Here is a 26,067-nt window from a genome sequence, read left to right as displayed (position 1 = left end):
CTATCCCGGTAAGCGGTGTTTCGGCTCCCGATGGCCTCGATCCAAGATGTCTTCACCCATGCCCAGCAGCGTCATGCCGCCGGGCATTTCGCCGAGGCAGCGGCGCTCGCGCGGGAGGTGCTGCGGCTGGCGCCCGATCATGCCGTCACCCGCCACATGCTCGGCACCGCCTTGTGCGCATCCGGCCATGGCGAGGAGGGGCTGGCCCACATTGGCACGGCCATGCTTCTTGATCCGGGCCAGCCGGTCTATGCGGTGAACCTGGCCATCCTGCTCCATTCCTTTGGCCTCAAAGCCGATGCGGCCTTCCATCGCGCCTTGCGGCTGCGGCCGGGGGATGCCCGGTTGCTCGACGGGTTGGGAAGCTGCATGAGCGAGCAGGGCGATAACCCGCAAGCGCTCATTCCCTTGAGGCATCGGTTGGCGCTGGAACCCAGCGTGGCAGAGGCCTACCGCAAGGTTGCCATCGTTGCCCAGCGTGCCGGCCAACTGGAGGAGGCGCGGCGGGCTTACCGTCGGGCTTGGCGGCTGGGCGGCGGAGACGGGCTTTTGGTGCGCGAGGCGCTGACCTTGCCGGCCATTCCCCGCTCAGCGACCGAGATCGAGGAAAGCCGCGCCCATTGCGCCGCCGTGCTGCGGCAGGCGCGCGAGCACGGCCTGCGCATCGACGACCCGCTGCGCGAGGTCGGCGTCACGTCCTTTTTCCTGTCCTATCATGGGCTCGACAATCGTGCCTTGAACGGCGAGCTGGCTGCCTTGTACCAGGAGGCTTGCCCCTCCTTGCTCTACACCGCCGCACATTGCCGGGAGCCCGGATGGCCCGGCGCGGCGGAGGACAGGGCCGGTCGGCGGCTCCGCGTCGGCTTCATCTCCGACTATTTCCACAATCACACCATTGGCATGCTGAACGAGGGGCTGATCGAGCGGCTGTCGCGCGAACGCTTCGAGGTGGTGCTGTTCCTCACGCCAGGGCCGGACGACGACCTGCGGCGCCACTTGCGCACCGTGGCGGACCGCGCGGTCGACATTCCGCGCGATCTCGGTGCCGCACGGCATATCATCGCCGAGGAGCGCTTGGATGTCCTGTACTATACCGACATTGGCATGTCGCCCTTCACCTACTTCCTCGCCTTTGCCCGGCTGGCGCCGCGGCAATGCCTGAGCTGGGGGCATCCGGACACCACCGGCATTCCCACCTTGGACGTCTTCTTGAGCTGCGATGCGATGGAGCCGGAGGATGGCGAGGCTCATTACAGCGAACGCCTGATCCGCTTGCCTGGCCCGACCGTCTGCTACCGGCGCCCACGGCTGGCCGAACCGCGCAAGACCCGCATCGATTTCGGCCTGGCCGCCGAAAGCCGGCTCTATCTCTGTCCGCAGAGCTTGTTCAAGATTCATCCCGTCTATGACGACGCCCTGATCGCCATTCTGCGACGGGACCGTGACGGCATCCTTGTCTTTGTCGATCCGCGCGGCCAAGGCGCTGCCCTGACGCGGCGGCTGGGCGCCAAGGGACCCGATGTGGCCGGTCGCATCCACCTGCTGCCGGGGCTGGGGACCGCGGATTTCATCGCACTGACCGCCGACGCCGATGTCATGCTCGACCCGTTCCATTACAGCGGTGGCAAGACAAGCTTGGAGGCTCTGGCCTTCGGCACGCCGGTGGTGACCTGGCCTGGCGCCTTCATGCGCGGACGCCATACCCTGGGTTTCTACAGGCTGATGGGGCTTGACGACTGCGTGGCGAGCGATCCGGCCGATTATGTCGATCGGGTGGTCCGGCTCGGCACCGATCAGCGGCTGCGCGCCCAGGTCCGGCAGCGCATCCTTGAGCGAAGCGCCGTCCTGTTCGACGACGGGACGTCGATCCGGGCGATCGAACGCTTTTTCCAGGAAACGTCCTGACCGGAGCGCGGCCAAGCCGTTTGGGGGGATCAGTGTGCGGGCAAGGCCGACAGGCGGTCGGCCATCCGCAGGACGCCCTGGGCCAGCCGGACGATGGCGGGAGAGCCGATGAACAGCTCCCGCAGGGCCGCCCCTTCGCCGAAGCGCAGGACGAAGCCGTTCGGGTTGAAGACCACAGCGACCTTGGCCGTCTCCGACAGGACATGCTGGGTGCGTCCCTGGAACACGGCGTCCAGGATCGACCGCGCAAGCTCGCGGGCGTCCTCGACGTCCAGGGAGGCTATCTCCGGCCCGAGCCGGCTTTCGTTGAACAGGAAGACGCCCTCCAGCCGCAAGGCGCCTTCGCCGTCCGCCGCTTCGCCTTCATGCAAGGCGATGTGGGACAGGAACTTGCCGTCCGGGAACAGGACAGTGCGGTCGTCCACCTCGATGTTGATGACGAGCTTGCTCCTGGCCGACATGGGGCGGGCTTTCTTCGGAAGGCTGTTCCGGACGGATGAGGGTCTCGGAAAGCGAATTGGGACAGGGGCTCAGGCGACCGACCGGCGTGCCATTTCGGCATCCGCCAGCCCGGCGACCACCTGGGCCATGCGGCGTTCGGCACGCCATCCCAGCATCCGGTCCGCCTTGGCGGAGTTGCCCACGCTGAAGGCGATGTCCGAGGGGCGGAGCAGGTCCGGATTGCCGCTGACGTGACGGCGCCAGTCCAGGCCGAAATAGGAGAAGGCCTGGGCGACGAACTCCTCCAGCCGGTTCGCCTCGCCGGTGGCGATCACGAAATCATGGGGTTCGTCCAGAGCCAGCATGCGGGCCATGGCGTCGACATATTCCGGGGCCCAGCCCCAGTCGCGGGCGATCGACAGCGTCCCCAGCTCCAGGACGTCCGTCTTTCCCTCGGCGATGTCGGCAGCCCCGCGGATGATCTTCTGCGTGACGTAACGGGTGGGCCGCAACGGCGATTCATGATTGAACAGGATGCCGGAGCAGGCGAACAGGCCGTAGGCCTCGCGGTAGTTGGCGACCGCCCAGAAGGCGGCGGCCTTGCCGACGCCATAGGGGCTGCGCGGATGGAAGGGGGTGGATTCGTCCGCCGGCGCCTCGGTGTTGCCGAAACATTCGCTGGAGCAGGCGCTGTAGAAGCGGGTGTCCAGCTTCAGGAAGCGGATCGCTTCCAGAATGTTGATGGTGCTGGAGATGGTGCTGTTCAGCGTCTCGACCGGCTGGTCGAAGGACAGTCCGACCGAGGCCTGGCTGGCGAGATTGTAGATCTCGGCCGGCCGGACCCGGGCGATGACCTCGACCACGCTGCGGAAGTCGGTCAGCACGGAGGAATGGAGGATCACCCGGCCGAAGATGCCGAGCCGCCGCAAATTGGCAAAGCCCGCCATCTCCCGGTCGCGCGAGGTGCCGTGGACCGCATAGCCCTTGTCCAGCAGAAGCTGGGAGAGATAGGCGCCATCCTGGCCCGAAACGCCGAAGATCAGTGCGCTCTTCGGATCGCTTCGGGTCACTTCTCCAATGGTCATCGGACGGCGCCTACATCGGTTGCCGGGCGGTCACTGAGCGGTCGCGGGGGCGGTGTCAGCGGTGATCGTCGCCGCCGGCGAGAAGACGCATGTCGGACTCGACCATCTCCCGGACCAGATCGCGGAAGGCGGTGGTGTGGGTCCAGCCCAGCTTCTCGCGCGCCTTGCTGGGGTCGCCCAGCAGCAGGTCGACCTCGGTCGGGCGGAAATAGCGGGGGTCGATGCGAACCACCACCTTGCCGGTCTTCTGGCAGATGCCTTCCTCGTCCACGCCTTCGCCGCGCCATTCGATCCCGCGGCCGATGTGGCCGAAGGCCAGCTCGACGAACTCGCGCACGCTGTGGGTCTCGCCGGTGGCCAGCACGTAGTCGTCCGCCTCGTCCTGCTGCAGGATGCGCCACATGCCCTCGACATAGTCGCGCGCATGGCCCCAGTCGCGCTTGGCGTCCAGGTTGCCGAGATACAGGCAGTCCTGGCGGCCCTGCTCGATGCTGGCCACCGCGCGGGTGATCTTGCGGGTGACGAAGGTCTCGCCGCGGGTCGGGCCTTCATGGTTGAACAGGATGCCGTTGCTGGCGTGCATCCCGTAGGCCTCGCGGTAGTTCACCGTGATCCAGTAGGCGTACAGCTTGGCCGCGGCATAGGGGCTGCGCGGGTAGAAGGGCGTGGTCTCGCGCTGCGGCGTCTCCTGCACCTTGCCGTACAGCTCCGAGGTGGAGGCCTGGTAGAAGCGCGCGGTCTTCTCCAGACCCAGGATGCGGATCGCCTCCAGAAGACGCAGCGTGCCGATGCCGTCGGCGTTGGCGGTATATTCCGGCGTCTCGAAGCTCACATGCACGTGGCTCTGGGCCGCCAGATTGTAGATCTCGGTCGGCTGCACCTGCTGGACCAGGCGGATCAGGTTGGTGCTGTCCGTCAGGTCGCCGTAATGCATGAAGAAGCTGACGTCCTCCTCATGCGGATCCCGGTAGAGATGCTCCACCCGCCCCGTGTTGAAGGACGACGACCGGCGCTTGATGCCGTGGACGATATAGCCCTTCCCCAGCAGAAGCTCGGCAAGATACGCGCCATCCTGGCCGGTGGCGCCGGTGATGAGGGCAACTTTGCGCAAAGGACCGACCCTTGATCTGTACGGCGTTAATGATCGGGCACTATCCTCAAAGGATCCTGGCAAGGCAAGGGGCGTTGCGCCCGATCCCAGATAAGGCACGGGCATTGTGCCGCATTATCGGCTTTCCGGCGGGGCGATGGAGAAGCCGGCGGCGGCACGAACGGAGTTGAAGCGCCTATCGCGGAACGATAGGGTGCGCGCCGAACGGGCCGGCCATCCCCGGCGGCCCCGGTCGGGTGCGGCCGTGGAGCCGGGGCCGGAGGCCGCACAGCACGGATTGTCATGGCTACCGTCGCCGAAGCATTGCAGATCGCCGTGGGACTTCAGCGTGCCGACCGCCTGGACGAGGCGCGCGCGCTCTATCTGCGCATTCTGGAGGTCGATCCACGCAATGCCCATGCCCTGCATCTGCTGGGGCTGATCGAGCGGCGCCAGAACCGCCGGGACAAGGCGCTGGACCTGATCCGGGCCGCTCTCGACATCGCGCCGGAGATGGCGGACGCCGCCTGCAACCTCGGCAGCACCCTGTCCGAACTTGGCCAGATCGATGCCGCCGCCGCGGCGTATCGCCGGGCGATCCAGTTGGATCCGGCGCTGGAAGGCGCGCATCAGGCGCTTGCCGCCCTGCTGGGCGGGCGTGGCGGGCCGCGCGACTGGGCGACGGCCGCTGTGGCCTATCGCCGCGCATTGCGGCTGAACCCCTACCGTTCCGAAAGCTATCACGACCTCGGAATCGCGCTGCGGCAGGACGGGGCGGTGGAGGAGGCGCAGGCAAGCCAGCGAAACGCGCTCGTCCTGCATCCGGGATTTGCCGGTGCCCACATGAACCTGGGCAACCTGCTGGTCGAGGTCGGTCGTCTCAACGAGGCGCTGACTTGTTTCCGCCGCGCGCTGCTGATCCAGCCAGGGCATGGCAGCGTGCTCTACAACCAGGGCAATGCCCAGCATGCCGCCGGACTGGCCGAGGCGGCGGTCGACAGCTATGCCGGTGCGGCACGTGCCGGCCTCAACATGGCGCTGACCCGGCTGGCGGACGTGCTGACCGGCCTTGACCGGCTGGCCGAGGCGGAGCAGGTGCTGCGGCTGGCGCTGACCCAGCCGGGCAGCGACGTGCCCGGCGCCATCGACATGCTGTCGGCCCTGCTGGCGCGCCAGGGGCGGCATGAGGAAGCCCGGCGCTTCTTCGCCGACTACCGCTATCCGCATGCCGCCGATCCCGCCATGTTCCGCATCGAATGCCTGACCGCGGTCGCCGAGAACTGGCTGGCTGCCGGCGAGACCGACCGTGCGGTGGAGGTGCTGGCCGGGGTTCATGGCCATGGCAGCCGCTTCTTCACCGTCAAGTCGATCGCCGGGCTGCAGCAGTCCCTGGCCCGGCAGGGCCGTCGGCTGGAGCGTCCGGCCAACTCCGACCCGTCCCTGCCGCGCATCTGTTCGTCCACGCTGGCGACCCATGGCCGTTTCGCCCACAACGCCCTGGAATATGTGCTGCTGCGGCTCTACGCCGAGAAATTCGGCTACCGGCTGGAGACGCCGGACTGGGTCGGCGGCCATTACTTCGATCTCGACGATCCCAGGCCCGGCGGCGGGCTGAAGCCGATGCATTTCGGCCGGCGCATCCTGAACGATCTGGTGACCGGGCGACGCGACGACCCGCGCCCCGGCGTCGACATCCTCTCGCCGCTGTTCCTGTTCGATTATCGCGAGGAGTGGCGCGAACGGGTACAGTCCTGGCTGAAGCCACGGCCCGACTGGCTGCCTCATGTCGATCCGGTGATGCAGGCGTTGAAGGCGCGCGGTAACACGGTGGTGGCCCTGCACATCCGCCGCGGCGACTTCGTCTGGTTCCGCTACACCATCACCGAGACCTCCTGGTACGTCGACTGGCTGAAGGCGCTGTGGCCGACGCTGGACCGGCCGGTGCTGTACATCGCCACCGACGACCCGGCGACCATCGGCGACTTCGCGGAGTTCGCGCCGGTTTCGCTCGACGATCTGGCGAAGGACGGGGCGGTGGAGCCGTGGAAGGGGCTGGAGTTCCTGCAGGATTTCCACGTGCTGATGAACGCCGACGTGCTGGGCGTCAGCGCCCAGAGCGGTTACAGCCAGCTGGCGGCCCTGCTGAACCGCAATGCCCGCCTGTTCGTCGAGCCGGATGCGGCGGCGCAGCGGATCAGGCCCTATTCCCCCTGGACGAGTTCGTCCGGCACCCCTTAAGACCACCACCATCACGATCAACGCGACGCCCTCGAAAAGGGCAGGAGGGCAGCCCCATGGATCTCGCGACCAAGGAATTCTACGACGACTTCTGGCCCCGTTTCGTGCCGATCTACGACGAGACCAAGAAGTACATGCTGGAGACGCTGACCGAGCGGCAGATCGGCCGGGCGCTGGATGCCGGCTGCGGCCACGGCATCTGCTCCGTCATCCTGTCGGAAATGGCGGAGCGGGTGGTGTCGGTCGACGTCTCGTCGGACAGCCTTGCCACGGCCCGCCAGCAGGCCCAGCGCTTCGGCCGCGACAACATCGAGTTCCACCACCAGGATCTCCAGGAACTGGACACGAACCTGGGTCCGTTCGATCTGGTCTGGTGCTGGGGGGTTGCGATGATGGCGCCCGACCCGATGAAGGTGATGCGCAACCTGATGGCCGTCACCAAGCCGGGCGGCACCGTCTATCTCGGCCTCTACCTGAAGACCTGGCTGTCGCCGGTGCATGAGGGCGTGCGCCATTTCTGCCGTGCCTACATGGACACGCCGGCCCGGCGCAAGCTGGTCGGCGGCTTCTTCACCGGCCTGACCAAGGTCGCCTGCGCGCTGAAGGGTCAGGAGATCAACCGCCGCGCCGACAACGTGTCGATCCAGGCCCAGGTCGAGGACTGGTACTATCCGCCCTACAAGACCTTCTATTCGATCGAGGAGATCGTGGCGCTGTTCGAGCGCAACGGCTTCAAGGCCGAATGCATCCAGGACCGTCTGGGCCGGATGAAGAGCGCCACGATCTTCGTGATCCGGGCGACGAAGAATGGCTGAGGCGGCGGCGGGCCGGCAGGACCGGGCGGCTCCCCCCGACTGGGAGGAACTGGGCCGGCTGCTGTCCCGCGGCTACATCGACAGCGGCTTCATCGGCGGCGTCACCCGCGTGCCGGTGAAGGACGTCGTGCGCGACATGCTGTCGGAGGCGCGCGCCGACGAACAGGTGGCGGAGCTGCGGCGGACGGCCGCGGCCGCCGGCGTCGATGCCGGCAACGCCCGCATCCTGGAGGTCGGGTCCGGCTGCGGCATGACCGTGGTGCGCGGGCGCACGGCGCATGGGCTGGACATCCACGGCATCGAGCCCAGCATGGGCGAATACAGCTCCACGCTCGACGTCTGCCGCCGGCTGATCGACCATTACGGCCTGCCGGCGGACGCGGTGCGCGACGCCACCGGCGAGGCGATTCCCTTTCCGGACGCCAGCTTCGACATCGTCTATTCCTCCAACGTGCTGGAGCATGTCGGCGATCCGGCGGCGGTGCTGGACGAGGCGCTGCGGGTGCTGAAGCCTGGCGGGCTGCTGCTGATCGTCGTGCCGAATTACGGCTCCTGGTGGGAGGGGCATTACGGCATCCTGTGGCTGCCGCGGATGCCGGCCGGTCTGGCGAAGCTCTATGTCCGGCTGTTCGGCCGCGACCCATCCTATGTCGACACCCTCAACCTGATCGACCGCCCCTGGTTCGACCGCTGGCTCGGCCGCCATCCCGGCCGGCTGGAGGTGCTGGACTGGGGCTGGGGCGTCTTCGAGCAGCGCCTGCGCACGCTGGGCTTCGGCGACTGGGCGGCTCTGTCGGTCGCCAAGCGCATCGTCACCTTCGTCCACCGCTCCGGCCTGCTGGAACCGGCGATCTGGCTCGCCCGGCGCCTGCATTGGGAAACGCCGATTATCTTCGTGGCGCGCAAGCGGCCGGACTGACCGGCCTCCGCGCCGCCGCCCTGCTCGCCGTTGCCCCGCGCGCCGCCGGCCCGGTCAGCGCCCCATCCGGTACAGGGCGATCAGCGACTTCCATTCCAGTGCCCGGTTTTCCCAGCGGTAATTGGCGCCGATCGCCTGCCGCTGGTGCCGGAGCGACGCCTGGAGGTCCGCTCCGTCGCCGTTGCTCCACTGCCCGATCTTGGCGACCAGGGCGTCGGTGAAGGCCTTTTCAAACCCGTCTCCGCCCTTGCCATAGGGGACCATGGTGGCGAAGCCGGCCGCGCTTTCCGGCAGTGCGCCGCGGTCCGTGCAGACGAGGCTGCAGCCGGCGGCGAGCGCCTCGATGGGGGCAATGCCGGAGGTCTCCTCGAACGCGGTGGGGTAGGCGACGACGGCGGTGTTCAGCAGCCGCTCGGTCAGGCGGGCATGGGAAAGCGGGCCGCGATAGTCGACGCCTTCCATCGTCATGCCGCTGAGCAGGCGGTGGATGGGGTCGTCGGCCTGCGCGACGCCGTAGATCGACTGCCCGGAATAGACGGTCAGCGTTGCGGCCGGGCATTTCGCCCGCACCTCCGGCCACAGCTTCAACAGGGTTTCCAGTCCGCGCGTCGGTGCCGAGACATAGGCCACCTCCAGTGCCGCCCGCTTGGCCGCGAACAGCCCCGCCTCGTCGTCATGCCGCCGCAGGACGAAGGGGTTGCAGGCGTTGCGGATCACATGGCACCGCTCCGCCGGGACGGTGTCCCTAAACTTTTCCAGGAAGACCCGCTTCTGCCATTCGCTGACGAACACGATGCCGTCGGCGGAGCGCGCGTGGTCGGTGTCCAGATAATGGGCCAGGCATTTCAGGTCGTGGAACCACACATCGTGCTGGATGTGGACCCACAGGAAGACAGGCACGGAGGGGACAAAGCGCTTCACCGCCGTCACGTTGTCGGCGTTGTTGCTGACGATGACCGCGTCGGTCCCGGTCAGGTCCCCGGCGGTGATCTTGGTGCAGTCGACGACCTTGACCCCGCTGCGGCGCGCATCCTGGCCGCTGCCGATGGCAAGCACGACCTCGTGCCCCTCGGCGGCGAGGCAGTCGGACAGGTAGATCAGCGACGAGGCGATCCCACCCATTCCTTCCGTTTCGCTGTAGGCATCGCTCGCCTTCGTCAAATGGGAGTCGATGAGGAGGAGCTTCATGGGTCGAAAAGCCTTTTTCGGAAGGGCGGCAGGCTGCACGGGGCCGGTGGGGCGGGACCGGTCGGCGATCCCGGAGTTATAGGCCGCCTGCCCGCCGGTTTCATAGCGTCTGCATCCGCCGGACGATAAGCGCTTCATGTTGAAAAGGCGGGCGGACTGTCCGAGATTGGCCGTCTCTCAGCCTCATCCTTCGCCGTGACGGGCGGGGGAGAAAACCTTCGAGTGGTCAGCCGATCGATGCGTCAGCGCCTTCAGTTCACCGCCCCGGGCCAGTTCGAGGCCCTGCTGCGGCAGTGCGTCCACCGTCTGTCCGTCGATCCGGCCGATGCCAACCAGTGGTTCGTCCTGGCACAGGGGTTGGAGGGCGTCAGGCGGGACGGGCAGGCGCTTCGCCTTGCGCGACGGGCGATGGCCCTGCTTCCCGGCCAGCCTGTGCTGCTGCGTTTCGTCGGGGCGCTGTCCAAGCGCCTGAACCGGCTGGACGAGGCGAAGGACTGCTATGGCGAGATTTCCCGTCTTCTGCCCGGCGACGAGGAGGCCCTGGCCGAACTGGCCGACATCGACAGCCGGCAGCGCATCCTGAGCGCCCCCCTGCGCGTCCGGGCGGAGCCGAAGGGGACAACACCGTCCGCTCCGGTCACCGTCAACCTGCTGTACAAATGGTGGGACCAGCCCTGGCTGCGGCAAACTCCCGGCGGGACCGGGCGCTGGGGAAACCACCAGTTCGTCGCCAACCGGCGGGGCGGGCAGTCGGACTGGGTGGTGGTCTACGAGGATTCTGGATGTGCCCAGGACGGTCACCTGCCGGCAGGGGAATCTCGTCCTGGCGACCGGGGAACCGCCGTCCCTGTCCCGCTACAGCCGCGGATACCTGGACCAGTTCGATCTGGTCGTCACCTCCCATGAGGATTCTGGAGCATCCCCGCGCCCTGCTCTCGCAGGTTCCACTGCCCTGGCACATCGGGCTGTCCGGTGTGGAGGCGTGGCCCGGCTCCGGACCCATCGGCTACGACCTGCTGTCCGGCGTGACGGGGATGGACAAGGCCTTCGCCGTCTCCGCCATCGTGTCCGACAAGGTGCTCACCGAGGGGCATGTCGTCCGCGGGGAGTTCCTGAGGCGGTTGAAGGCCCTCATGGGTGACAAGCTTCACCTGTACGGCCGGGGATATTGCGAGGTCGCCAACAAATGGGCGGCGATCGCTCCGTACAAATTCCATCTGTGCATAGAGAATTACCAGAGCAGCCATTACTGGACGGAGAAGCTTTCCGACGCCTATCTCGGCTGGTCGATCCCGATCTATCATGGGTTCACCAAGGTCAGGGAGGCATTCGATCCCTCGACCTTCTGCGAGATCGACATCCGCGATCCGGAAGCGACATACCGGCGGATCATGGATTTCATGGAACGGCACAGGGACACCGACGTGTCCGACCTGCTGGCCCGGCAGCGTGCCGCCGTCTTGAACGGCCACAACATGTTCAACCGTCTGGCCGAAATCTGCGCCGATGCCACGGGAACAGCTTGGCGTCAGGTGACCATTCATCCCGAGGTCTCCTTTCAGAAGGGCCGCTGACGGTCCACCCTCCGGGGATCGGGCCGCCGGGTTCATTTGACCGGCCAAATTGGCCTGTGCTATGCCGCCGGATGGGCCGGGGATCGGGCGGGGTGCCGTTTTCCTCGCCCAAGTTCTTCGCCCAAGCGTCTGCTTTCCCCTGTTCTTCCCCGGTCAAGGCCACGCCATGGGACATGTCACCGATCGCGCCATCGAACTGTACAAGGCCGGGCGCCGGGACGAGGCGCTGTCCCTGGTCGAGCAGGTGCTGCGCGAGAATCCCGTCGACCGCGACGCCTTGAGCCTGGCGGGCGCCATCCTCTACCAGTCGGACCGGCTGGACGAGGCGGAGCGGATGCTGCACCGGCTGGTTGCCGGCCACCCGCTGTTCGCACAGGGGCGCATCAATCTGGCGACGGCGATGCTGGCGCGCGGAGCCAAGCGGGAGGCAATCGGCCATCTGCGCGTCGCCTGCCTGCTGACGCCCGGCGATCCCGATGCGCACGGCCGTCTCGGCAACCTGCTGCACGGGGCCGGCGATTACGCGGCGGCCACGCGCCACATGACCCATGCCGCCCGGCTGTGCCCCACCGATCCCGACCGGCAGGTCCTGCTGGCGGTGGCCCTGCTGTCGCACTGCGACCATGCCGGGGCGGTGGAGGTGTTGACCCCCGTCCTGGCCCGGCATTCCGGCCATACCGATGCCCGCACCCATCTGGCCGCGGCCTGGCTGTCGCTCGGCCGTCCGGATCTGGCGGAAGAGACCCTGCTGGCGGCGGGTCCATCGGGCGCCAAGCCGCCGGCCGCCCAGGGGATCGCCCAGGGGGCCTCGCAGGGCGATCCCATACTGTCCCGCGCCCGGCTCTACCGCCAGGTTGCCGCCGACGCCCAGCGGCCCCACACGCCGGAGGGGCTGCTGGTCCGCGCCCCCTTCTCCGTGCTGTCCGGCTATGGCGACTTCGCCCAGCATTTCGTGCGCAGCCTGATGGAATGCGGGACGACCCTGCGGCTGGCCGGGCTGATGGGGGAGGAAAGCTGGCGCCCGGCCTTCACCGACCCGATCCTGCAGGCGGCCGCCCGGCGCCTCGGCGATCCGGTGCGGGCGCGGCTGGCGCTCAGCGTGCTGACCCCGCCACTGGTGGAGCCGGTCCCCGGCCTGCCGACGGTCAACTACACCATGTTCGAGGGGCCGCGCATCCCGGACTCCTGGGCCGTCTGCAACCGGGCCCACGAGATGGTCGTCGTGCCGACCGACTCCTCGCGCCTGGCCTGGATCGCCGCCGGCCATCCCGAAGACCGCATCCGCGTCTGCCCGCCCGGCATCGCCCCCCATCCGGCCGATGCGGCGGCGCAGCCGCTGCCCATCGTCGGTCCGGGCGGACGCAGCGTGATGGATTACCGGGTGCGGGTTCTCAACATCTCCGACTTCGTCGCGCGCAAGAATCTCGCCGGGCTGCTGCGGGTCTGGCTGCGCGGCACCCGTGCCGGTGACGATGCGATCCTGATCCTGAAGGTGGGAAAGGGCGGGTCGTCCCTCATGGGCGAGATGCGCCGTCTGGTCGAGGAGGGCATGCGTGCCACCGGCCGGCGGCTGGATGAGGCGGCTCCCATCGCCCTGCTGACCGACCGCTACGACGATGCGGGAATTGCCGGCCTCTATGCCATGGCCACCCACTATCTCAGCCTGTCGCATGGCGAGGGCTGGGACCTGCCGATCACCCGCGCCGGCTGCCTGGGGGCCGGGCTGATTGCGCCCCGGCACAGCGCCTACACCGCCTATCTGAACGACCGGGTCGCCCACCTGATCCCCTGCACCACCGGCCCGGCGCTGATGCCGTACAGCAGCGCCTATTACCAGCCCTTCCATGGGCTGGACTGGTGGCATCCGGACGAGGAGGCCGCGGCCGACATCCTGTCCCGCGTCATCCGCGACCCCGAAGGGGAGCGCCGCGACGCAGCCCGTCATCTGATGGACAATTTCACCTGGGACGCCGCCGCCCGCCGTCTGCTCGACGCCCTCGACGGGGTCTAATCCTCCAGCACGAAGCGGCGGCCATGCAGGGCGATGCGGGGGCGGAGCCCCTCCTGCTCGACGCTGCGCAAGGCCCGGATGCGGCGCTCCATCTCTTCCGCACCGATGTCGGAGGGCAGGGTGCGGAGGTCGTCCAGCGCCTTGGCCGTGCAGCGGCGGCTGTGGTCCCAGGCAAGCTCGGTGCGGGGCAGGGGCCGGCCGGTCGCCGCCAGCTGGGGCGCCAGCATCACGAACAGATGGACCAGCGCGGTATGGGCCTGGTCGATCAGCCAGACCGGGTCGGGATCGGCGGGCAGGGCGAAGCTGAGTGCACCGACGATCGGGCCGGCATCCACCCGCTCCACCATTTCGTGGGCGGTGACCCCATACTCCGCCACCCCGTCATAGAGTGCGAAGGCGAAGGGGTAGCGGCCGGGATAGGCGGGCGGGGCCGGGTGGAAATTGTAGGAGGGGCCCGAAACCCGCCGCAGCAGCTCCGCCGGCACCACGCAGTTGGTCCGGAAGGCGACGAGGCGGTCGATCTGCCCACGGTCCGCCATCGCGGCTTCCAACTGCGGGCGGTCGGCGACCGTCACGACGGTCAGGTCGTGGTTGGCTCCGGCGAGGATGGCGGCAAGATGGCGCGCATCCCCCGGCTGGGCCAACAGGACCAGGGTGGCGGGCATGACCGGACCTCCTCCCTCAACAATCCTGGCGAAAGCCCCGGCTTCACTGCCCCGGCTTCACTGCGTGGCGTCGACGAACGCCTCGGCGAAGGCGCGCCAGCTGCGCTCGGTGCGGATGAAGGCCTTGGCGCGCGCGGCGCGTGCCTTGGCGGCGGCACGGTCGGCGTAGAGCCGCTCCAGCGCCTCCACCAGCTCGTCGACCGAGGATTCGCCCCAGCCGAAGCGGCTGCCGTCGCGGTCGGCGACCGGAACCTGACGGTCGAGCGTCAGGCACAAATCGTCGCCCTGGGTCGGGCTCTTCAGCAGGTCGCGGTGACCGGTGTTGTTGGACAGAACCACCGGAACGCCGCAGGCCATCGCCTCCATCGCGACGAGGTTGGTCGCCCCCTCGCAGCGGTTGGGGAAGACGGCGGCGTGGCAGTCGGCGAGGATCCCGGCGATCTGGTGGCGGCCGAGGAAGCCCAGATCGACGAAGCCCTCCTCGTCGGCGCCGTTCTCCATCGCCCAGCTCTTCACGTCGATCATGTTGTTGGGCAGGACCCGCGGCGGCTTCGGCGCCAGCGGCGATTCCGCCATCGTCATGCCGACCTCCGGCCAGGCGTTCTGCCAGGCGGTGACCAGCAGCGCGTCGGGATGGCGCTGACGGAAGGCGCGGAAGGCGGCCAGCACGATGTCCTGGCCCTTGCGGAACTCCAGCTTGCCGCCGGAAAAGACGACGAAGCGGTCGCCGAAGCGGCCACTCGGTTCCGCCTCCACCATTTCGGTCGGGTCGATGCCCTGGAAGGCGAGGCCGACATTGTCGAAGCCCCAGATCTCCAGAAGCTGCCTGTTGTAGGTGGAATGCACGACGATGCGGTCGTACTGGCGGGCGCGGGCCATCACCTCGGGCGTGAAGCGGGTGTCCTCATAGGCGATGACGCCGATGTTGCGCCGGCCGCGGAAGCGCGTCGACGGACCGCCTGCGGTGAAGCCGTTGCCCAGCGCGTGCAGGACGTCGAACTCCTTCAGCAGCAGCATGTGGCCCTTGGCGTTGTCGGCCATGGCGGCGATCTGCTGGTAGGGGGCTTCCAGCGGCTGCAGCTTTTCGCGGTTTTCCGGGCGCAGGGTACCCATCAGCGGCTTTTCCAGCAGCAGCGGCGGCCGCCCGGCGTCGGCGAGGTAGAGGGCGGTGTGGACACCCACCAGTCCCCAACCGTGGACCTCCGTGAGCTGCCAGGTGAAAGCCAAGTTCGGAATCATGATGGAAACCCCAATTCTGGGTGCAGGTCCGCCAGCCCAGGCGGGCGCCCAAGCGGGCGCCGAGCGGCGGGAAGATCCCGCGCCGGGGCGGCGCTTGTCAAGCCGAGCGGAGCGGACTGGATTCCCCGCCTGCCCGATGCTACGACAGCGGCGGCTTTCCATAGCGGGATGGTGCTCAAGGTGCGGACGGAATCGCTTTTCTCCCTGGAGGGCAAACGGGTCTGGGTGGCCGGGCATCGCGGCATGGCGGGCGCCGCCGTCGTCCGCCGGCTGGAGCGCGAACCCTGCGACCTGCTCACCGTCGGGCGCGACCGCGTCGACCTGCGCCGCCAGTCGGAGGTGGAGGACTGGATGGCCGAAACGAAGCCGGACGTGGTCTTCGTTGCCGCCGCCACCGTCGGCGGCATCCTCGCCAACTCCACCCGGCCGGCCGAGTTCCTCTACGACAACCTGGCGATCGAGACCAACATCATCCATGGGGCCTACCGGACGGCCGTGAAGAAGCTGGTCTTCCTGGGATCCTCCTGCATCTACCCGCGGCTGGCCGAGCAGCCGATGCGCGAGGACGCCCTGCTGACCGGCCCGCTGGAGCCGACCAACGAGTGGTATGCCATCGCCAAGATCGCCGGCATCAAGATGTGTCAGGCCTACCGGCGCCAGTATGGCTGCGACTTCATCTCGGCGATGCCGACCAACCTCTACGGCCTGAACGACAATTTCGACCTGCAGGGCGGGCACGTCGCCGCGGCATTGCTGGCCAAGATCCACCGGGCCAAGGTGGAGGGGCTGCCCTTCGTCGAGCTGTGGGGGACGGGTGCGCCCAAGCGCGAGTTCCTGTTTGCCGACGATCTGGCCGATGGCCTGGTCTTCCTGGCCCGGCATTATTCGGGCGAGCCGCACGTCAATGTCGGTACCGGAAGCGAGGTGTCGATCCGGGAACTGGCAGAGCTGATCCGCGACGTCGTCGGCTATGAGGGCGAGTTCCGCCACGACACCTCCAAGCCGGACGGCAGCCCGCGTAAGCTGATGGACGTCAGCCGGATGAGCGGGATGGGCTGGACCGCGCCCACGTCCTTGCGCGACGGCTTCGCCACCACCTACCGCTGGTTCCTGGAGACTGTCGACCGCGGCGGCCTGCGGGGGGTATGACCCCCGAACGGTGAAGCCTGCCGGGAGAGGGCGCGGCGCCGACGGGGCCGTGCCCTCTCCTCTTTCATCCCCTCGGGTGGCGTTCCCTCAGGCGGCGCTGCGGGCCACCCAGTCGCGCCACATGGCGCGGTAGGCCGCCTCGACCCCACGGGCGAAGCCCGTGTAGTCGGTCAGCGGGGCGGCGCTCAGCCGGCTGCGCATCGTCCGGCGCAACCGGTCCAGGCGGCCCGGGTCGCCGGCGAGCGCCACTGCGGTGGCGATGTAGCCCTCCATGTCGGAGGCCACCAGCTCCGTCAGCCCGCAATGGGTCAGCAGGCTGGCGCCGACGCGGGCGACATGGTTGGCGCCCGTCAGCGTCACCACCGGCACACCCATCCACAGGGCCTCGCAGGTGGTGGTGGTACCGTTGTAGGGGAAAGGGTCGAGCCCGATGTCGATGCGGTCGTAGGCGCGCAAATGCCCGTCGGCCGCGTCGATGCGGGCCAGAAGCTCGACCCGGCCGGCGTCGATCCCGCACTGGACGAAGGTGTTCAGATAGCGCCGGCGCGTCTCCTCGTCGCCCATCTGGGCGCTCTTGACGATCAGGCGCGAGCCCGGCACCCGCTTCAGGATCTCCGACCAGACACGCACCACCTCCCCCGTCACCTTGGAGGTGTTGTTGAAGGAGCCGAAGGTGACATGGCCGCTGGCGCGGAACGGCGGTTCGGCCGGCGGGGCGACGTCCACCGGCGGGCGGTAGCTGTGGAAGCCATGCGGCAGCCTGACGATGCGTTCCGCGCTCAGCCGGTCGGCCTCGCCCGGCGGCTCGGCGATGGCGTCGCTGAAGCGCCAGTCGATGGCGCGCATGCCGGTGGTGTCGGGATAGCCCAGCCACGTCGCCTGCACCGGCGCCGGCTTGCGGGCGAACAGGGTCAGCCGGTTGTTGGCGGTGTGGCCGGTCAGGTCGACCAGGATGTCGATGCCGTCCTGCTCGATCAGCGCCGCGGCGCGGGCATCGTCCACCCCCACCAGCGACCGCCAGCCGTCGGACAGCCCCTTCAGCCGTTCGGTGACCATGTCGGAGCGTGCGTTCGCGTGGTAGCAGAAGACCTCGAAGTGCCCGCGGTCATGCTCGCGGATCAGCGGCTCCGCGAAGAAGGCGACCGAATGGGCGCAGAAGTCGGGCGAGACGTAGCCGATGCGCAGGCGACGTTCGGGATCGCGCGGGTTGGGGTGGCGCCTGCCGGCGGGCAGCAGCGGGTCGGCATGGCGCTGTGCCCATGCCACATGGGCCCTGAAGATGGTCTCGGGCGGAACGGCCGGGGTGTAGTGCAGGGCCAGCAGCAGGTTGGAATGCATCAGCGCGTGGGCGGGATGCGCCTCCAGCCCCTTCTGGAAGACGGCGACCGCCTCCTCGATGCGTCCCATCTCCTTCAGCGTTTCGCCCAGGTTGTTCCAGGCCTCGGCCGATTTCGGGTCGGCCTTCAGCGCGGCGACGAAGCACTCCACCGCGCGGGTGAGTTCGACCGCCCCCTTGTGCAGGTCGCCCAGGTTGCACAGCGCCGACGCCATGTCCGGCTTCAGGCGCAGCGCCTCGCCGTAGGCGGCCTTGGCCGCCTCGCGGTTGCCGCGGTTGCGCAGGATGTTGGCGAGGTTGAAATGGGCCTCGGCATACTCGGGCTTCAACCGGATGGCGGTGCGCAGCGCCTCCTCCGCCTCGGCGCTTCGGCCCATGTCCTGCAGCAGGCAGCCATGGTTGCTGTGGACGAAGGGATCGGCCGCGTTGCGGGCGAGCGCCCGGCGGTAGCAGCCCAGCGCCTCCTCCCAGTCGCCGCGGGCCCGCAGGATGATGGCGAGGTTGTTGTTGGCGTTGGGGTGGCCCGCATCGGCAGCCAGCACGGCGCGGTATCCGGCCTCCGCCTCGGCCGTCCGGCCTTCCCGGTGCAGGCTCAGCGCCCGACCGAAGCCGGCGTCCCCTGCCGAAACCGCCGGAGCCGTGCTCTGCGGGGAGGGGGCCGGAATGGCCGGGCGCTTGGCCCTGGCCTGCTTGCGTGAAGGCTTTTTCATCGGGCTGACCGCTTGGCGTTAATTCGTCGTCGGCAGAAGAGCCGTCCTGCCGGTCGATAGCAATGACCATGCGCTGCCGCAAGCGGCATCTCGTCTCCGGATGGATGTGCCGCAACGGCCACATGGGGTGGAGACATATGATGGATGATGGATGGGCCCTGGGACAGATGGCTTGCCGCTGTTGGGCCAATTCTGCTATTCCAGCGGAATCGCGTGGTTATACATCGTCTGCAAGTGGCGGACCCTACGCGCTTCGTCGCGCCCCTGGGCCCCAAGGAGCGCATGGTCGATCAAGACCGGGTGACCGAACGGTATGAAGACCTTGCTTTCGCGACGCATTTCACATTTTTCACGGCGGTTCCCATGACCCTCGCTGCGGAAGTCCCTTGCGCCCACACCGGGCTGCATTCCCTGGCTGTCGTCGCGCGCCAGCGTGGCCTCGACGTTTCGGCCGAGCGGCTTCAGCACAGCAACGTCATCGGAAACGAGGAGCTGGACACCGCGCGCCTGCTGCGCGTCGCCAAGTCGATCGGCCTGAAGGCCGAGGCGACGACGCTGGACTGGGACGATCTGGGCAAGCTCCACGATGCCTTCCCCGCCATTCTGCGCCTGCGCAACGGCAACTCGATGGTTGTCGTCGGCTTCGGCAAGCAGGGCGACACCGACGTCGCCATTTTGCAGGATCCGCTGGCGGGCCAGGAGTTGATCCTGCCGGTCGACCGCATCCGCCTCAGCCAGGCCTGGGCCGGCGAGGTGGTGCTGCTGAAGCGCGACTACGGCCTGACCGACGCCGAGCAGCCTTTCGGCCTGAAATGGTTCCTGGTGGAGATCCTCCGCCACAAGCGCATCTTCCGCGACATCGGCATCGCGGCGATCCTGATGAGCCTGTTCGCGCTCGCCGTGCCGATCTTCTTCCAGCTGGTGATCGACCGCGTGCTGGTCCACCGCAGCATGGGTACGCTCGGCGTGCTGATGATCGGCATGGTCGGCGTCATCATGTTCGAGGCGGCCTTCTCCTACCTGCGCCAGTACCTGATGCTCTACGCGACGAAGAAGATCGACGCGAAGATGAACGTCCAGGTCTTCAACAAGCTCGTCGGCTTGCCGATGCATTATTTCGAGCGGGTATCGTCGGGCGAGATCGTCAAGAACGCCCAGCAGGCCGAGCGCATCCGCAACTTCCTGACCGGCCAGCTCTTCATGACGCTGCTGGACACGGTCTCGCTGGTCGTCTTCCTGCCGATCATGTTCATGTACAGCGTGCCGCTGACCTTCCTGGTCCTGGCATTCTCGATTCTGATGGCGATCAACATCGGCATCATGATCCCGCTGATCAAAGGCCGGATGAAGGAGCTCTATCAGGCCGAGGTGCGCCAGCAGTCCTTCCTGATCGAGAACATCCACGGCATGCGCACGGTGAAGTCGCTGGCACTGGATTCCCGCCAGAAGCAGGAATGGGACCACCGCGTCGCCCGCGCCGCCGAACAGCGCTTCGACGTCGGCCGCATCATGATCATCGGCCAGACGATCGCACAGCCGCTGAACCAGCTGATGATGGCCTGCCTGCTCGGGCTCGGCACCTATCTGGCGCTGAACGGCGAGATGATGATGGGCGCGCTCATCGCCTTCTACATCCTGGCCGGGCGCGTCACCCAGCCGCTGCTGCAGATGGCCCAGCTGGTGCAGCAGTTCCAGGAAGTGTCGATCTCGGTCCAGATGCTGGGCACGATCATGAACCACGCTCCGGAAGAGGGGCGGACCGGTCGCGGCCTGCGCACGCCGCTGCGCGGCACGGTGGAGTTCCAGGAGGTCCGCTTCCGCTATGCCCCCTCCACGCCGCCGGCGCTCGACGGGGTGTCCTTCATCGCGTCCGAGGGCACCATTCTCGGCGTGATGGGCCGCTCCGGCTCCGGCAAGACCACCGTGACCAGGCTGCTGCAGGGCCTGCACCGGGCGCAGGAAGGGCTGATCCGCATCGACGGCCGGGATCTGCGCGAATACGACCTCGATCACCTGCGCGCCTCGATCGGCGTCGTGTTGCAGGACAATTTCCTGTTCACCGGCACCATCCGCGAGAACGTCTCCGCCGCCAAGCCGGGGGCGACGACCGAGGAGATCCTGAGGGTGATCCATCTGGCCGGCGCCGACGAGTTCGTCGAACGCCTGCCCAAGGGCCTGGAAACGATGCTGGAGGAAGGCTCGTCCAACCTGTCCGGCGGTCAGCGCCAGCGTCTGGCCATCGCCCGCGCGCTCCTGACCAACCCGAAGATCCTGATCATGGACGAGGCGACCTCGGCGCTGGACGCCGAGAGCGAGGCGATCGTCCAGGCCAATCTGATGAACATCGCCCGTGGCCGCACCATGATCATCATTTCTCACCGCCTGTCGTCGCTGGTGCCGTCCGATACCATCCTGGTGATGGACCGCGGCAAGGTGGTGGACAGCGGCAAGCATGACGAACTGCTGATGCGCTGCGACATCTATCAGCATCTCTGGCACCAGCAGAACCGGCACATCTAGGAGCGCGTCCCTTGACCGCACAGAAGCTTGCGAAAATTGAGACCGCGCGCGTTCCCGCCAACGATGTGGCGCCGCAAGGGCCGCTGGACAAACGGGCCAAGGCGCGCGGAAAGGCGGCGATCGGGGCCTTCCAGAAGGATACGGAGGCGATCCAGAACGCCCCCGATCCGTTCCTGGCGCGCGTCACGCTGCATCTGCTGGCTCTGTTCGTCATCGGGGCGATCACCTGGGCGTCGATGGCCTATCTGGACAAGATCGTCGCCTCCCAGGGCAAGATCATCTCGACCGAGCCCAACGTGATGGTCCAGCCGCTGGAGATGGCGGCGATCAAGCAGGTCCTCGTCCGTGCCGGCGACGTCGTGCATCAGGGGCAGGTCCTGGCGACGCTGGACCCGACCTTCACCCAGGCCGACGTGCTGCAGCTGGAATCCCGCCTCGCCAATGCCGACGCGCAGATCGCCCGGCTGGAGGCCGAGCATGACGGCAAGCCCCTCGTGCCGGTCGCGGATCGCTATGGCTACGGCACGCTGCAGCAGGCGCTGTGGCGTGAGCGCCAGGCGCAGTACCAGTCGCAGATGCAGAATTATGAGGAGAAGCTCGCCCGCCTGCAGTCCAACGTCTCCAAGTACGAGATGGACCGCCTGCACCTGAACGAGCGGCTGAAGGTGGTGCGCGAGATCGAGAACATGCGCTCGTCGCTGCTGGCCACCCAGGTCGGCAGCAAGCTGAACCTGCTGCAGGCCACCAGCGACCGCATCGACATCGAGCGCAATCTGGTCCTGAACCAGAACGAGCTGCAGGGCAACCGTCACGATCTGCAGGCCCAGCTGGCGGAGCGCGACGTTTTCATCCAGCAGTGGAACGGCAAGATCATCGAGGAGCTGGCCACCCAGAGCAACGAGCGCGAGGCGCTGCGCGAGCAGCTGACCAAGGCGCGCAAGCGTCAGTCGCTGGTCCAACTGGACGCGCCGGTCGACGCCATCGTGCTGGAGGTCTCACCCAAGGCCACCCCCGGTTCCATCGCCAAGGAAGCCGAACCGCTCTTCACCCTGGTGCCGGTCGGGGCTCCGCTGGAGGTCGAAGCCAACATCGATGCCCGCGACCTCGCCTTCGTCCAGATCGGCGACAAGGTGCGCGTCAAGCTGGATGCCTATCCCTACATGCAGCACGGGTCGCTGGAGGGAGAGGTCGCGACGATCAGCGAAGACTCCTTCTCCAGCAAGGAAAACGGGAACGGCATGCTCTTCTACCGGGCGCGGATCAGGCTGCTGACCACCACGCTCGACAATGTGCCCTCTAACTTCCGCCTGATCCCCGGCATGCCGCTGACGGCCGACATCAAGGTCGGCGAACGCCGGATCATCACCTATTTCCTGCGCCCCATCCTGCGCGGGTTCGACGAAAGCCTGCGGGAGCCCTGATTGTGTTCGGCAAACTGCTGAAGCGAAGCAAAACCACCAGTTTCCGCAAGCCGGACTTCCAGCAAGGTCTGGCCGCCTTCGAGGCGGATGACCATGCCGGCGCCGTGGCCAACTGGATGCCGCTGGCCGAACGCGGCCATGCCGAAGCGCAGTTCCGCATGGGACAGCTCTACGCCCGCGGGCAGGGGGTGGTGCGCGATTTCGGCGACGCCGCCCACTGGTTCCGCAAGGCGGCCGAGCAGGGCCACACCGAGGCGCAGTTCTCGCTCGCCCTGTGCTACGCCAACGGCGAAGGGGCGGCGCAGGACACGGCCTTGCCGGTGCGCTGGTACAAGACCGTGTCCAAGGCCAGCCCGCCGACGGCGGAGGCCAACCTGGCCCTGCTTTATCCCAACGGGCTGGGCATCGCGCCCGACATCGCCCAGGCGCTGCACTGGTACCGGCTGGCTGCCGAGGCCGGCCACGCCGAGGCGCAGTACCACATGGGCCTGCTGCATGCCTACGGACAGGGAATGCCGCAGGACCAGGTCGTGGCCGCCGACTGGTACCGGCGCTCGGCCGAAGGCGGCTATGCGGTGGCCCAGCATGCGCTCGCCTCCTTCTACGCCAACGGCCAGGGGGTGGAGCGCGACATCGGTCAGGCCATCGCCTGGTACGGGCGTGCGGCCGAACAGGGCTATGCCAACTCGCAGCTGGCGCTCGCCATCATCTACGAGCACGGCACCGGGGTGGAGGCCGATCCGGCCCGCGCGGCGGAGTTCTATCGTCTGGCGGCCGAGCAGGGCCATCCGGTGGCGCAGGTCAATCTGGGCCTGCTCTATGCCCGTGGCCAGGGCGTGCCCAAGGATTACCGCGAAACCCTGAAATGGTGCCGCCTGTCGGCCGAGAAGGGCAACGTCAACGCCCAGTTCAACCTGGGCCTGATCCATTCCAACGGACTGGCCGGCCAGCCCGACTATGCCGAGGCGGCTCTCTGGTACCGCAAGGCGGCCAACCAGGGGAATGTCGGCGCCCAGGTCAATCTGGGGCTGATGCTGATCCATGGCTGGGGCGGCCGCCCCGAGCTGGTGGAGGGGGTGGACTGGCTGCGCAAGGCCGCAGCGCAGGGTCACACCGGCGCCATGAGCAACCTCGGCGCGCTCTATGCCGATCAGAACAGCAAGGCTTACAACCCTGTCCAGGCTTATGTCTGGACCATCATGGCCGCCGCCGGCACCCAGTCCGGAGCCGAGCGCGACGGGCTGGAAGCCAAGGCGCATCAACTGGGCAATGCCTTGACCAGCGATGACCGCCACAAGGCCCAGCTCATCATGGAAGAGTGGAAGAAGAACCCCAAGTCGATGGCGATGGCCTGATCATGCCCCTGGCCGGCAGCGGATTTCTCCGTGGATTTCCCAGTGCCGGCCAGGGCCCCGTTCAGGTGCCGGACCCGCCGCCGTCGCCATTCGCCTCCTGCTGCAACCGCCCGACGACATCCATGATCAGGTGCTGGGCCTCGGCCATCCGGCGGCGTCCGGCCGCGATCTCCTGTTCGGCCAGTTCGGAGAAGGACGGGTCGTCACGGGGGGCGTAATCGGGCATGCGGCCCTCGGCCATGCCGTATTGAACGAAATGGCTGTAGCCGTCGGGGAAATGGCCGGCCAGGACCGCGCTGCGGACATCCGGATTGGCCGTCAGGTAGGCGTCTTCGTCGAAGGGCAGGCGGCGGCCCGCTTCGCGGTGGATCTGCCGGTAGGTCAGCACCCCGTCGAGTGACGCCGGCGTCGCCAGCCCGATCCGCTTCAGCAGCGCCAGCAGACAGAGATCGGCGATGCGGTCGGTCGACCGCTCCGTCCGGATCGCCTCGATGTCCGGAAGCCCCGCCCTGTCCGCCGCGCCGTGCAGGCGGCCGATGGCGTCCAGCCAGGCGGCCTCGCTGTTCTGCACCAGCAGTCCGGCCGGCAGCGTGCTGGCGGCATGGGCGGAGCAGGCGGAATAAATCCCGCGGTGGCCGGCCGCGCCGAACAGCATCATCCGTTCGTCGCCCGGAAGCGTGCCGCTGCACTCCACCCCGTCATCGACCGGAGCCAGGGCGATCAGCGGTTCGCATTGCAGCAGGGAATTCAGGATCGCCGGCCGCGTCGCCGCCGCCTGGATGCGGATGTCCGGGATGAACCGGAAGAAATCCGGGTCGGGGGCACCGAACCACAGAAGCGGCAGTCCATAGCGTGCGGACGCCTTGGCGATGACGGTCAGGACCGGTCCCTTGGACGCGGCGAGAGGCAGGCCGTCGCTGGCGTCCATGACCATGGCGACGGGCCGCCCCGCCGAAGCCGGCGCGCTGCCGGGCAGAGTGCCGGGCAGATCGAGGGCCGGCGGCAGCAGGATGCCCTGCCGGCTCGCATCCACCCGGTTCAGCAGCCCCGGGGATGAGGCGCACAAGGTCGTCTGTCCACCCATCAGGCGGCGCAGGGCGCTTCCGGTCCCGCCGCTCCCGGTGCCGCCCGCTGCTCCTTCGAGATGCAGTCCCCGCCGTTCCGTCGTCAGCAGGGTCGCTTCCACCATGGAGCGGCTGGGGGTGCCGCAGACCAGGACCGCGTCATGGAGGTCGCCGGACGAGGGCTTGCCGTAGCGCTCGACTGCCGGGGCCTCGATCCCCTCCGCCTCCTGCACCACCGTCAGGCCAACCAGCCGTCCGCGCCGGATCAGCGACGCGAACAGGGGAAGCAGCGCGTCCACCCGCCGCCGGCCGGCTTCGCCGCCGGCCACCAGCAGAACGCTTCCCATATCCGGTCCGGCGGTGGGGGCCGCGGGGCGGCGGGACGCCGGCTTGGTCAGCGCGCGCAGCGCGGGCGCGCCATCCGACGGCATTTGCGGGACCGGCAGGGCGACCTGCCGGGCGGTCAGGTCGCGCAGGATGGTCGCGGTGTCCTCCTCGCCGGTCCAGGACATCAGCCCGATGCTGTTGCGGGCGCAGATGGCACGCCGCATCGCGGTCGCCAGATAAGGCTCGCCGCAGACATGGAAGGGGTCGATCGTCACCGCGGCTTCGCTCAGCAGCCGTCCGAGCGTTTCCGGCACGGGAGCGGCCAGAAGCTGCGTGTGGGCCGGCAGCAGGTCTGGCGGCGGGCTGGCGGAGCGGAAGGGCAGATGCACCAGGGCGACGGAAAGCCCGGCCCGTATCAAGGCGCCGGTGAGCATCCCGAAGGCCTGCGCCTGCGGGGCCAGAAGGGCAAGGTCGCCCATCACCAGGATCTGGCGGGGCTTTGCCGAGCGGTTCACCCGCAAGGCTGCCGGGCAATCGGCAGGCAGGTGGAGAAGGGGGGTGCCGGCCGGCAGGACGGCGTGGGCCAGATCGGCCTGCGCGGCGTCCAGTATGAAGCCGCCGGCGGCGTCCGCCGTCTTCCAGGCGGCCCGTGCCGCGTCCAGCCCGTCGCCCGCGGCGTCCATGCCCGCCATGTCGCAGAATTTGCGAACCAGCGGCAGGGCGTAGGACGGCAGGGCGAACCGCTCGGGTGTCAGCCACAGCGCGGTGGCGGGGCGATGGTCGCGCAGGACGGCGGTCTGCATCTCGCCTGCGCCATCCCGTTCGGAGGCTGACCATTCGCAAGCGGCCGGCAGGGCCGACATGGTCGCGCCGAGCTTCGCGGCCAGAAGCGCTTCCGCAATCTGGCTGCTGCGGCAGGACGCGACGGTGACGGTCTGGCCGTCCTTCAGGCGCGGGCCGCTGGCGAAGACGTGAACGGTCGTCATGGCTTCTTTCGGCTGGAAAGGGCGGGACG

19 protein-coding genes are annotated in these 26,067 nt (G+C 68.1%); 11 read left to right on the top strand and 8 right to left on the bottom strand.

Annotation, left to right across the window (positions count from 1 at the left end; all coding sequences use genetic code 11):
* Positions 1-30 precede the first annotated feature (30 nt).
* Positions 31-1,905, top strand: a complete 1,875-nt coding sequence (locus ACWPN3_RS08450) for an O-linked N-acetylglucosamine transferase, SPINDLY family protein (protein WP_492243543.1) — start codon at positions 31-33, stop codon at positions 1,903-1,905.
* 29 nt (positions 1,906-1,934) lie between these two features.
* Here ACWPN3_RS08450 and ACWPN3_RS08445 read toward each other — a convergent pair whose 3' ends face one another.
* From ACWPN3_RS08445 to gmd, 3 genes are all read right to left on the bottom strand, one after another.
* A complete protein-coding gene (locus tag ACWPN3_RS08445) occupies positions 1,935-2,366 on the bottom strand; it encodes a hypothetical protein (RefSeq protein WP_109047222.1) in 432 nt (143 codons plus the stop codon).
* Positions 2,367-2,435: 69 nt separating this feature from the next.
* Complete coding sequence (locus ACWPN3_RS08440) at positions 2,436-3,431, bottom strand: GDP-mannose 4,6-dehydratase (RefSeq protein WP_492243544.1); 996 nt, start codon at positions 3,429-3,431, stop codon at positions 2,436-2,438.
* A 55-nt stretch (positions 3,432-3,486) separates the two neighbouring features.
* Positions 3,487-4,542: a GDP-mannose 4,6-dehydratase gene (gene gmd / locus ACWPN3_RS08435; protein WP_247879457.1), complete on the bottom strand. Its 1,056-nt coding sequence runs from the start codon at positions 4,540-4,542 to the stop codon at positions 3,487-3,489.
* A 282-nt stretch (positions 4,543-4,824) separates the two neighbouring features.
* Here gmd and ACWPN3_RS08430 point away from each other — a divergent pair, with 282 nt between their 5' ends.
* Genes ACWPN3_RS08430 through ACWPN3_RS08420 form a run of 3 tightly spaced genes read left to right on the top strand, consistent with a single transcriptional unit; the run spans position 4,825 to position 8,493 of the window.
* Positions 4,825-6,759: a tetratricopeptide repeat protein gene (locus ACWPN3_RS08430; protein WP_492243545.1), complete on the top strand. Its 1,935-nt coding sequence runs from the start codon at positions 4,825-4,827 to the stop codon at positions 6,757-6,759.
* 56 nt (positions 6,760-6,815) lie between these two features.
* Positions 6,816-7,574, top strand: a complete 759-nt coding sequence (locus ACWPN3_RS08425; RefSeq protein WP_492243546.1) for a class I SAM-dependent methyltransferase — start codon at positions 6,816-6,818, stop codon at positions 7,572-7,574.
* Positions 7,567-8,493 carry a class I SAM-dependent methyltransferase gene (locus ACWPN3_RS08420; RefSeq protein ID WP_492261240.1) on the top strand — a complete coding sequence of 309 codons (927 nt, stop codon included), beginning with the start codon at positions 7,567-7,569 and terminating at the stop codon, positions 8,491-8,493. The genes ACWPN3_RS08425 and ACWPN3_RS08420 overlap by 8 nt, the downstream gene beginning before the upstream one ends.
* Positions 8,494-8,547: 54 nt before the next feature.
* On the opposite strand, the gene ACWPN3_RS08415 is transcribed toward ACWPN3_RS08420, so the two are convergent.
* The gene (locus ACWPN3_RS08415; protein ID WP_492243548.1) at positions 8,548-9,681 is read right to left on the bottom strand and encodes a glycosyltransferase family 4 protein; all 1,134 of its coding nucleotides are present in this window, start codon (positions 9,679-9,681) and stop codon (positions 8,548-8,550) included.
* A 237-nt stretch (positions 9,682-9,918) separates the two neighbouring features.
* Between ACWPN3_RS08415 and ACWPN3_RS08410 the strand changes: the two genes are divergently transcribed.
* The 3 genes from ACWPN3_RS08410 to ACWPN3_RS08400 all read left to right on the top strand — a co-directional run bounded on the left by ACWPN3_RS08410 (position 9,919) and on the right by ACWPN3_RS08400 (position 13,266).
* On the top strand, positions 9,919-10,587 hold the full coding sequence (locus tag ACWPN3_RS08410) for a hypothetical protein (RefSeq protein ID WP_492261239.1): 669 nt from the start codon (positions 9,919-9,921) through the stop codon (positions 10,585-10,587).
* On the top strand, positions 10,584-11,255 hold the full coding sequence (locus ACWPN3_RS08405) for a glycosyltransferase family 10 domain-containing protein (RefSeq protein WP_492261238.1): 672 nt from the start codon (positions 10,584-10,586) through the stop codon (positions 11,253-11,255). The genes ACWPN3_RS08410 and ACWPN3_RS08405 overlap by 4 nt, the downstream gene beginning before the upstream one ends.
* A 166-nt stretch (positions 11,256-11,421) precedes the next feature.
* Entirely contained in the window at positions 11,422-13,266 is a 1,845-nt protein-coding gene (locus tag ACWPN3_RS08400; protein ID WP_492243550.1) for a tetratricopeptide repeat protein, read from the top strand.
* Here the strand turns inward: ACWPN3_RS08400 and ACWPN3_RS08395 are convergent.
* Entirely contained in the window at positions 13,263-13,931 is a 669-nt protein-coding gene (locus ACWPN3_RS08395; protein ID WP_492243551.1) for a formyltransferase family protein, read from the bottom strand. The genes ACWPN3_RS08400 and ACWPN3_RS08395 overlap by 4 nt on opposite strands.
* A gap of 57 nt (positions 13,932-13,988) precedes the next feature.
* Complete coding sequence (locus ACWPN3_RS08390) at positions 13,989-15,113, bottom strand: glycosyltransferase family 4 protein (protein ID WP_492243552.1); 1,125 nt, start codon at positions 15,111-15,113, stop codon at positions 13,989-13,991.
* Positions 15,114-15,338: 225 nt separating this feature from the next.
* Here ACWPN3_RS08390 and fcl point away from each other — a divergent pair, with 225 nt between their 5' ends.
* Entirely contained in the window at positions 15,339-16,319 is a 981-nt protein-coding gene (gene fcl / locus ACWPN3_RS08385; protein WP_492261237.1) for a GDP-L-fucose synthase, read from the top strand.
* A gap of 87 nt (positions 16,320-16,406) precedes the next feature.
* On the opposite strand, the gene ACWPN3_RS08380 is transcribed toward fcl, so the two are convergent.
* Positions 16,407-18,365 carry an O-linked N-acetylglucosamine transferase, SPINDLY family protein gene (locus tag ACWPN3_RS08380; RefSeq protein WP_492243554.1) on the bottom strand — a complete coding sequence of 653 codons (1,959 nt, stop codon included), beginning with the start codon at positions 18,363-18,365 and terminating at the stop codon, positions 16,407-16,409.
* Positions 18,366-18,728: 363 nt separating this feature from the next.
* On the opposite strand from ACWPN3_RS08380, the gene ACWPN3_RS08375 reads away from it, so the two are divergent.
* Genes ACWPN3_RS08375 through ACWPN3_RS08365 form a run of 3 tightly spaced genes read left to right on the top strand, consistent with a single transcriptional unit; the run spans position 18,729 to position 23,661 of the window.
* Entirely contained in the window at positions 18,729-20,885 is a 2,157-nt protein-coding gene (locus ACWPN3_RS08375; RefSeq protein ID WP_492261236.1) for a peptidase domain-containing ABC transporter, read from the top strand.
* Between the two features lie 11 nt (positions 20,886-20,896).
* Positions 20,897-22,306: an HlyD family type I secretion periplasmic adaptor subunit gene (locus ACWPN3_RS08370; protein WP_492243556.1), complete on the top strand. Its 1,410-nt coding sequence runs from the start codon at positions 20,897-20,899 to the stop codon at positions 22,304-22,306.
* A 2-nt stretch (positions 22,307-22,308) separates the two neighbouring features.
* Entirely contained in the window at positions 22,309-23,661 is a 1,353-nt protein-coding gene (locus tag ACWPN3_RS08365; protein ID WP_492243557.1) for an SEL1-like repeat protein, read from the top strand.
* Between the two features lie 61 nt (positions 23,662-23,722).
* Here the strand turns inward: ACWPN3_RS08365 and ACWPN3_RS08360 are convergent, their stop codons facing one another.
* Positions 23,723-26,038, bottom strand: a complete 2,316-nt coding sequence (locus ACWPN3_RS08360; RefSeq protein WP_492243558.1) for a hypothetical protein — start codon at positions 26,036-26,038, stop codon at positions 23,723-23,725.
* Positions 26,039-26,067: the final 29 nt, after the last annotated feature.

The sequence above is a fragment of the Azospirillum sp. UENF 111221 genome (genome assembly GCF_058780625.1).
This window is presented reverse-complemented; position numbering and strand designations above follow the sequence as displayed.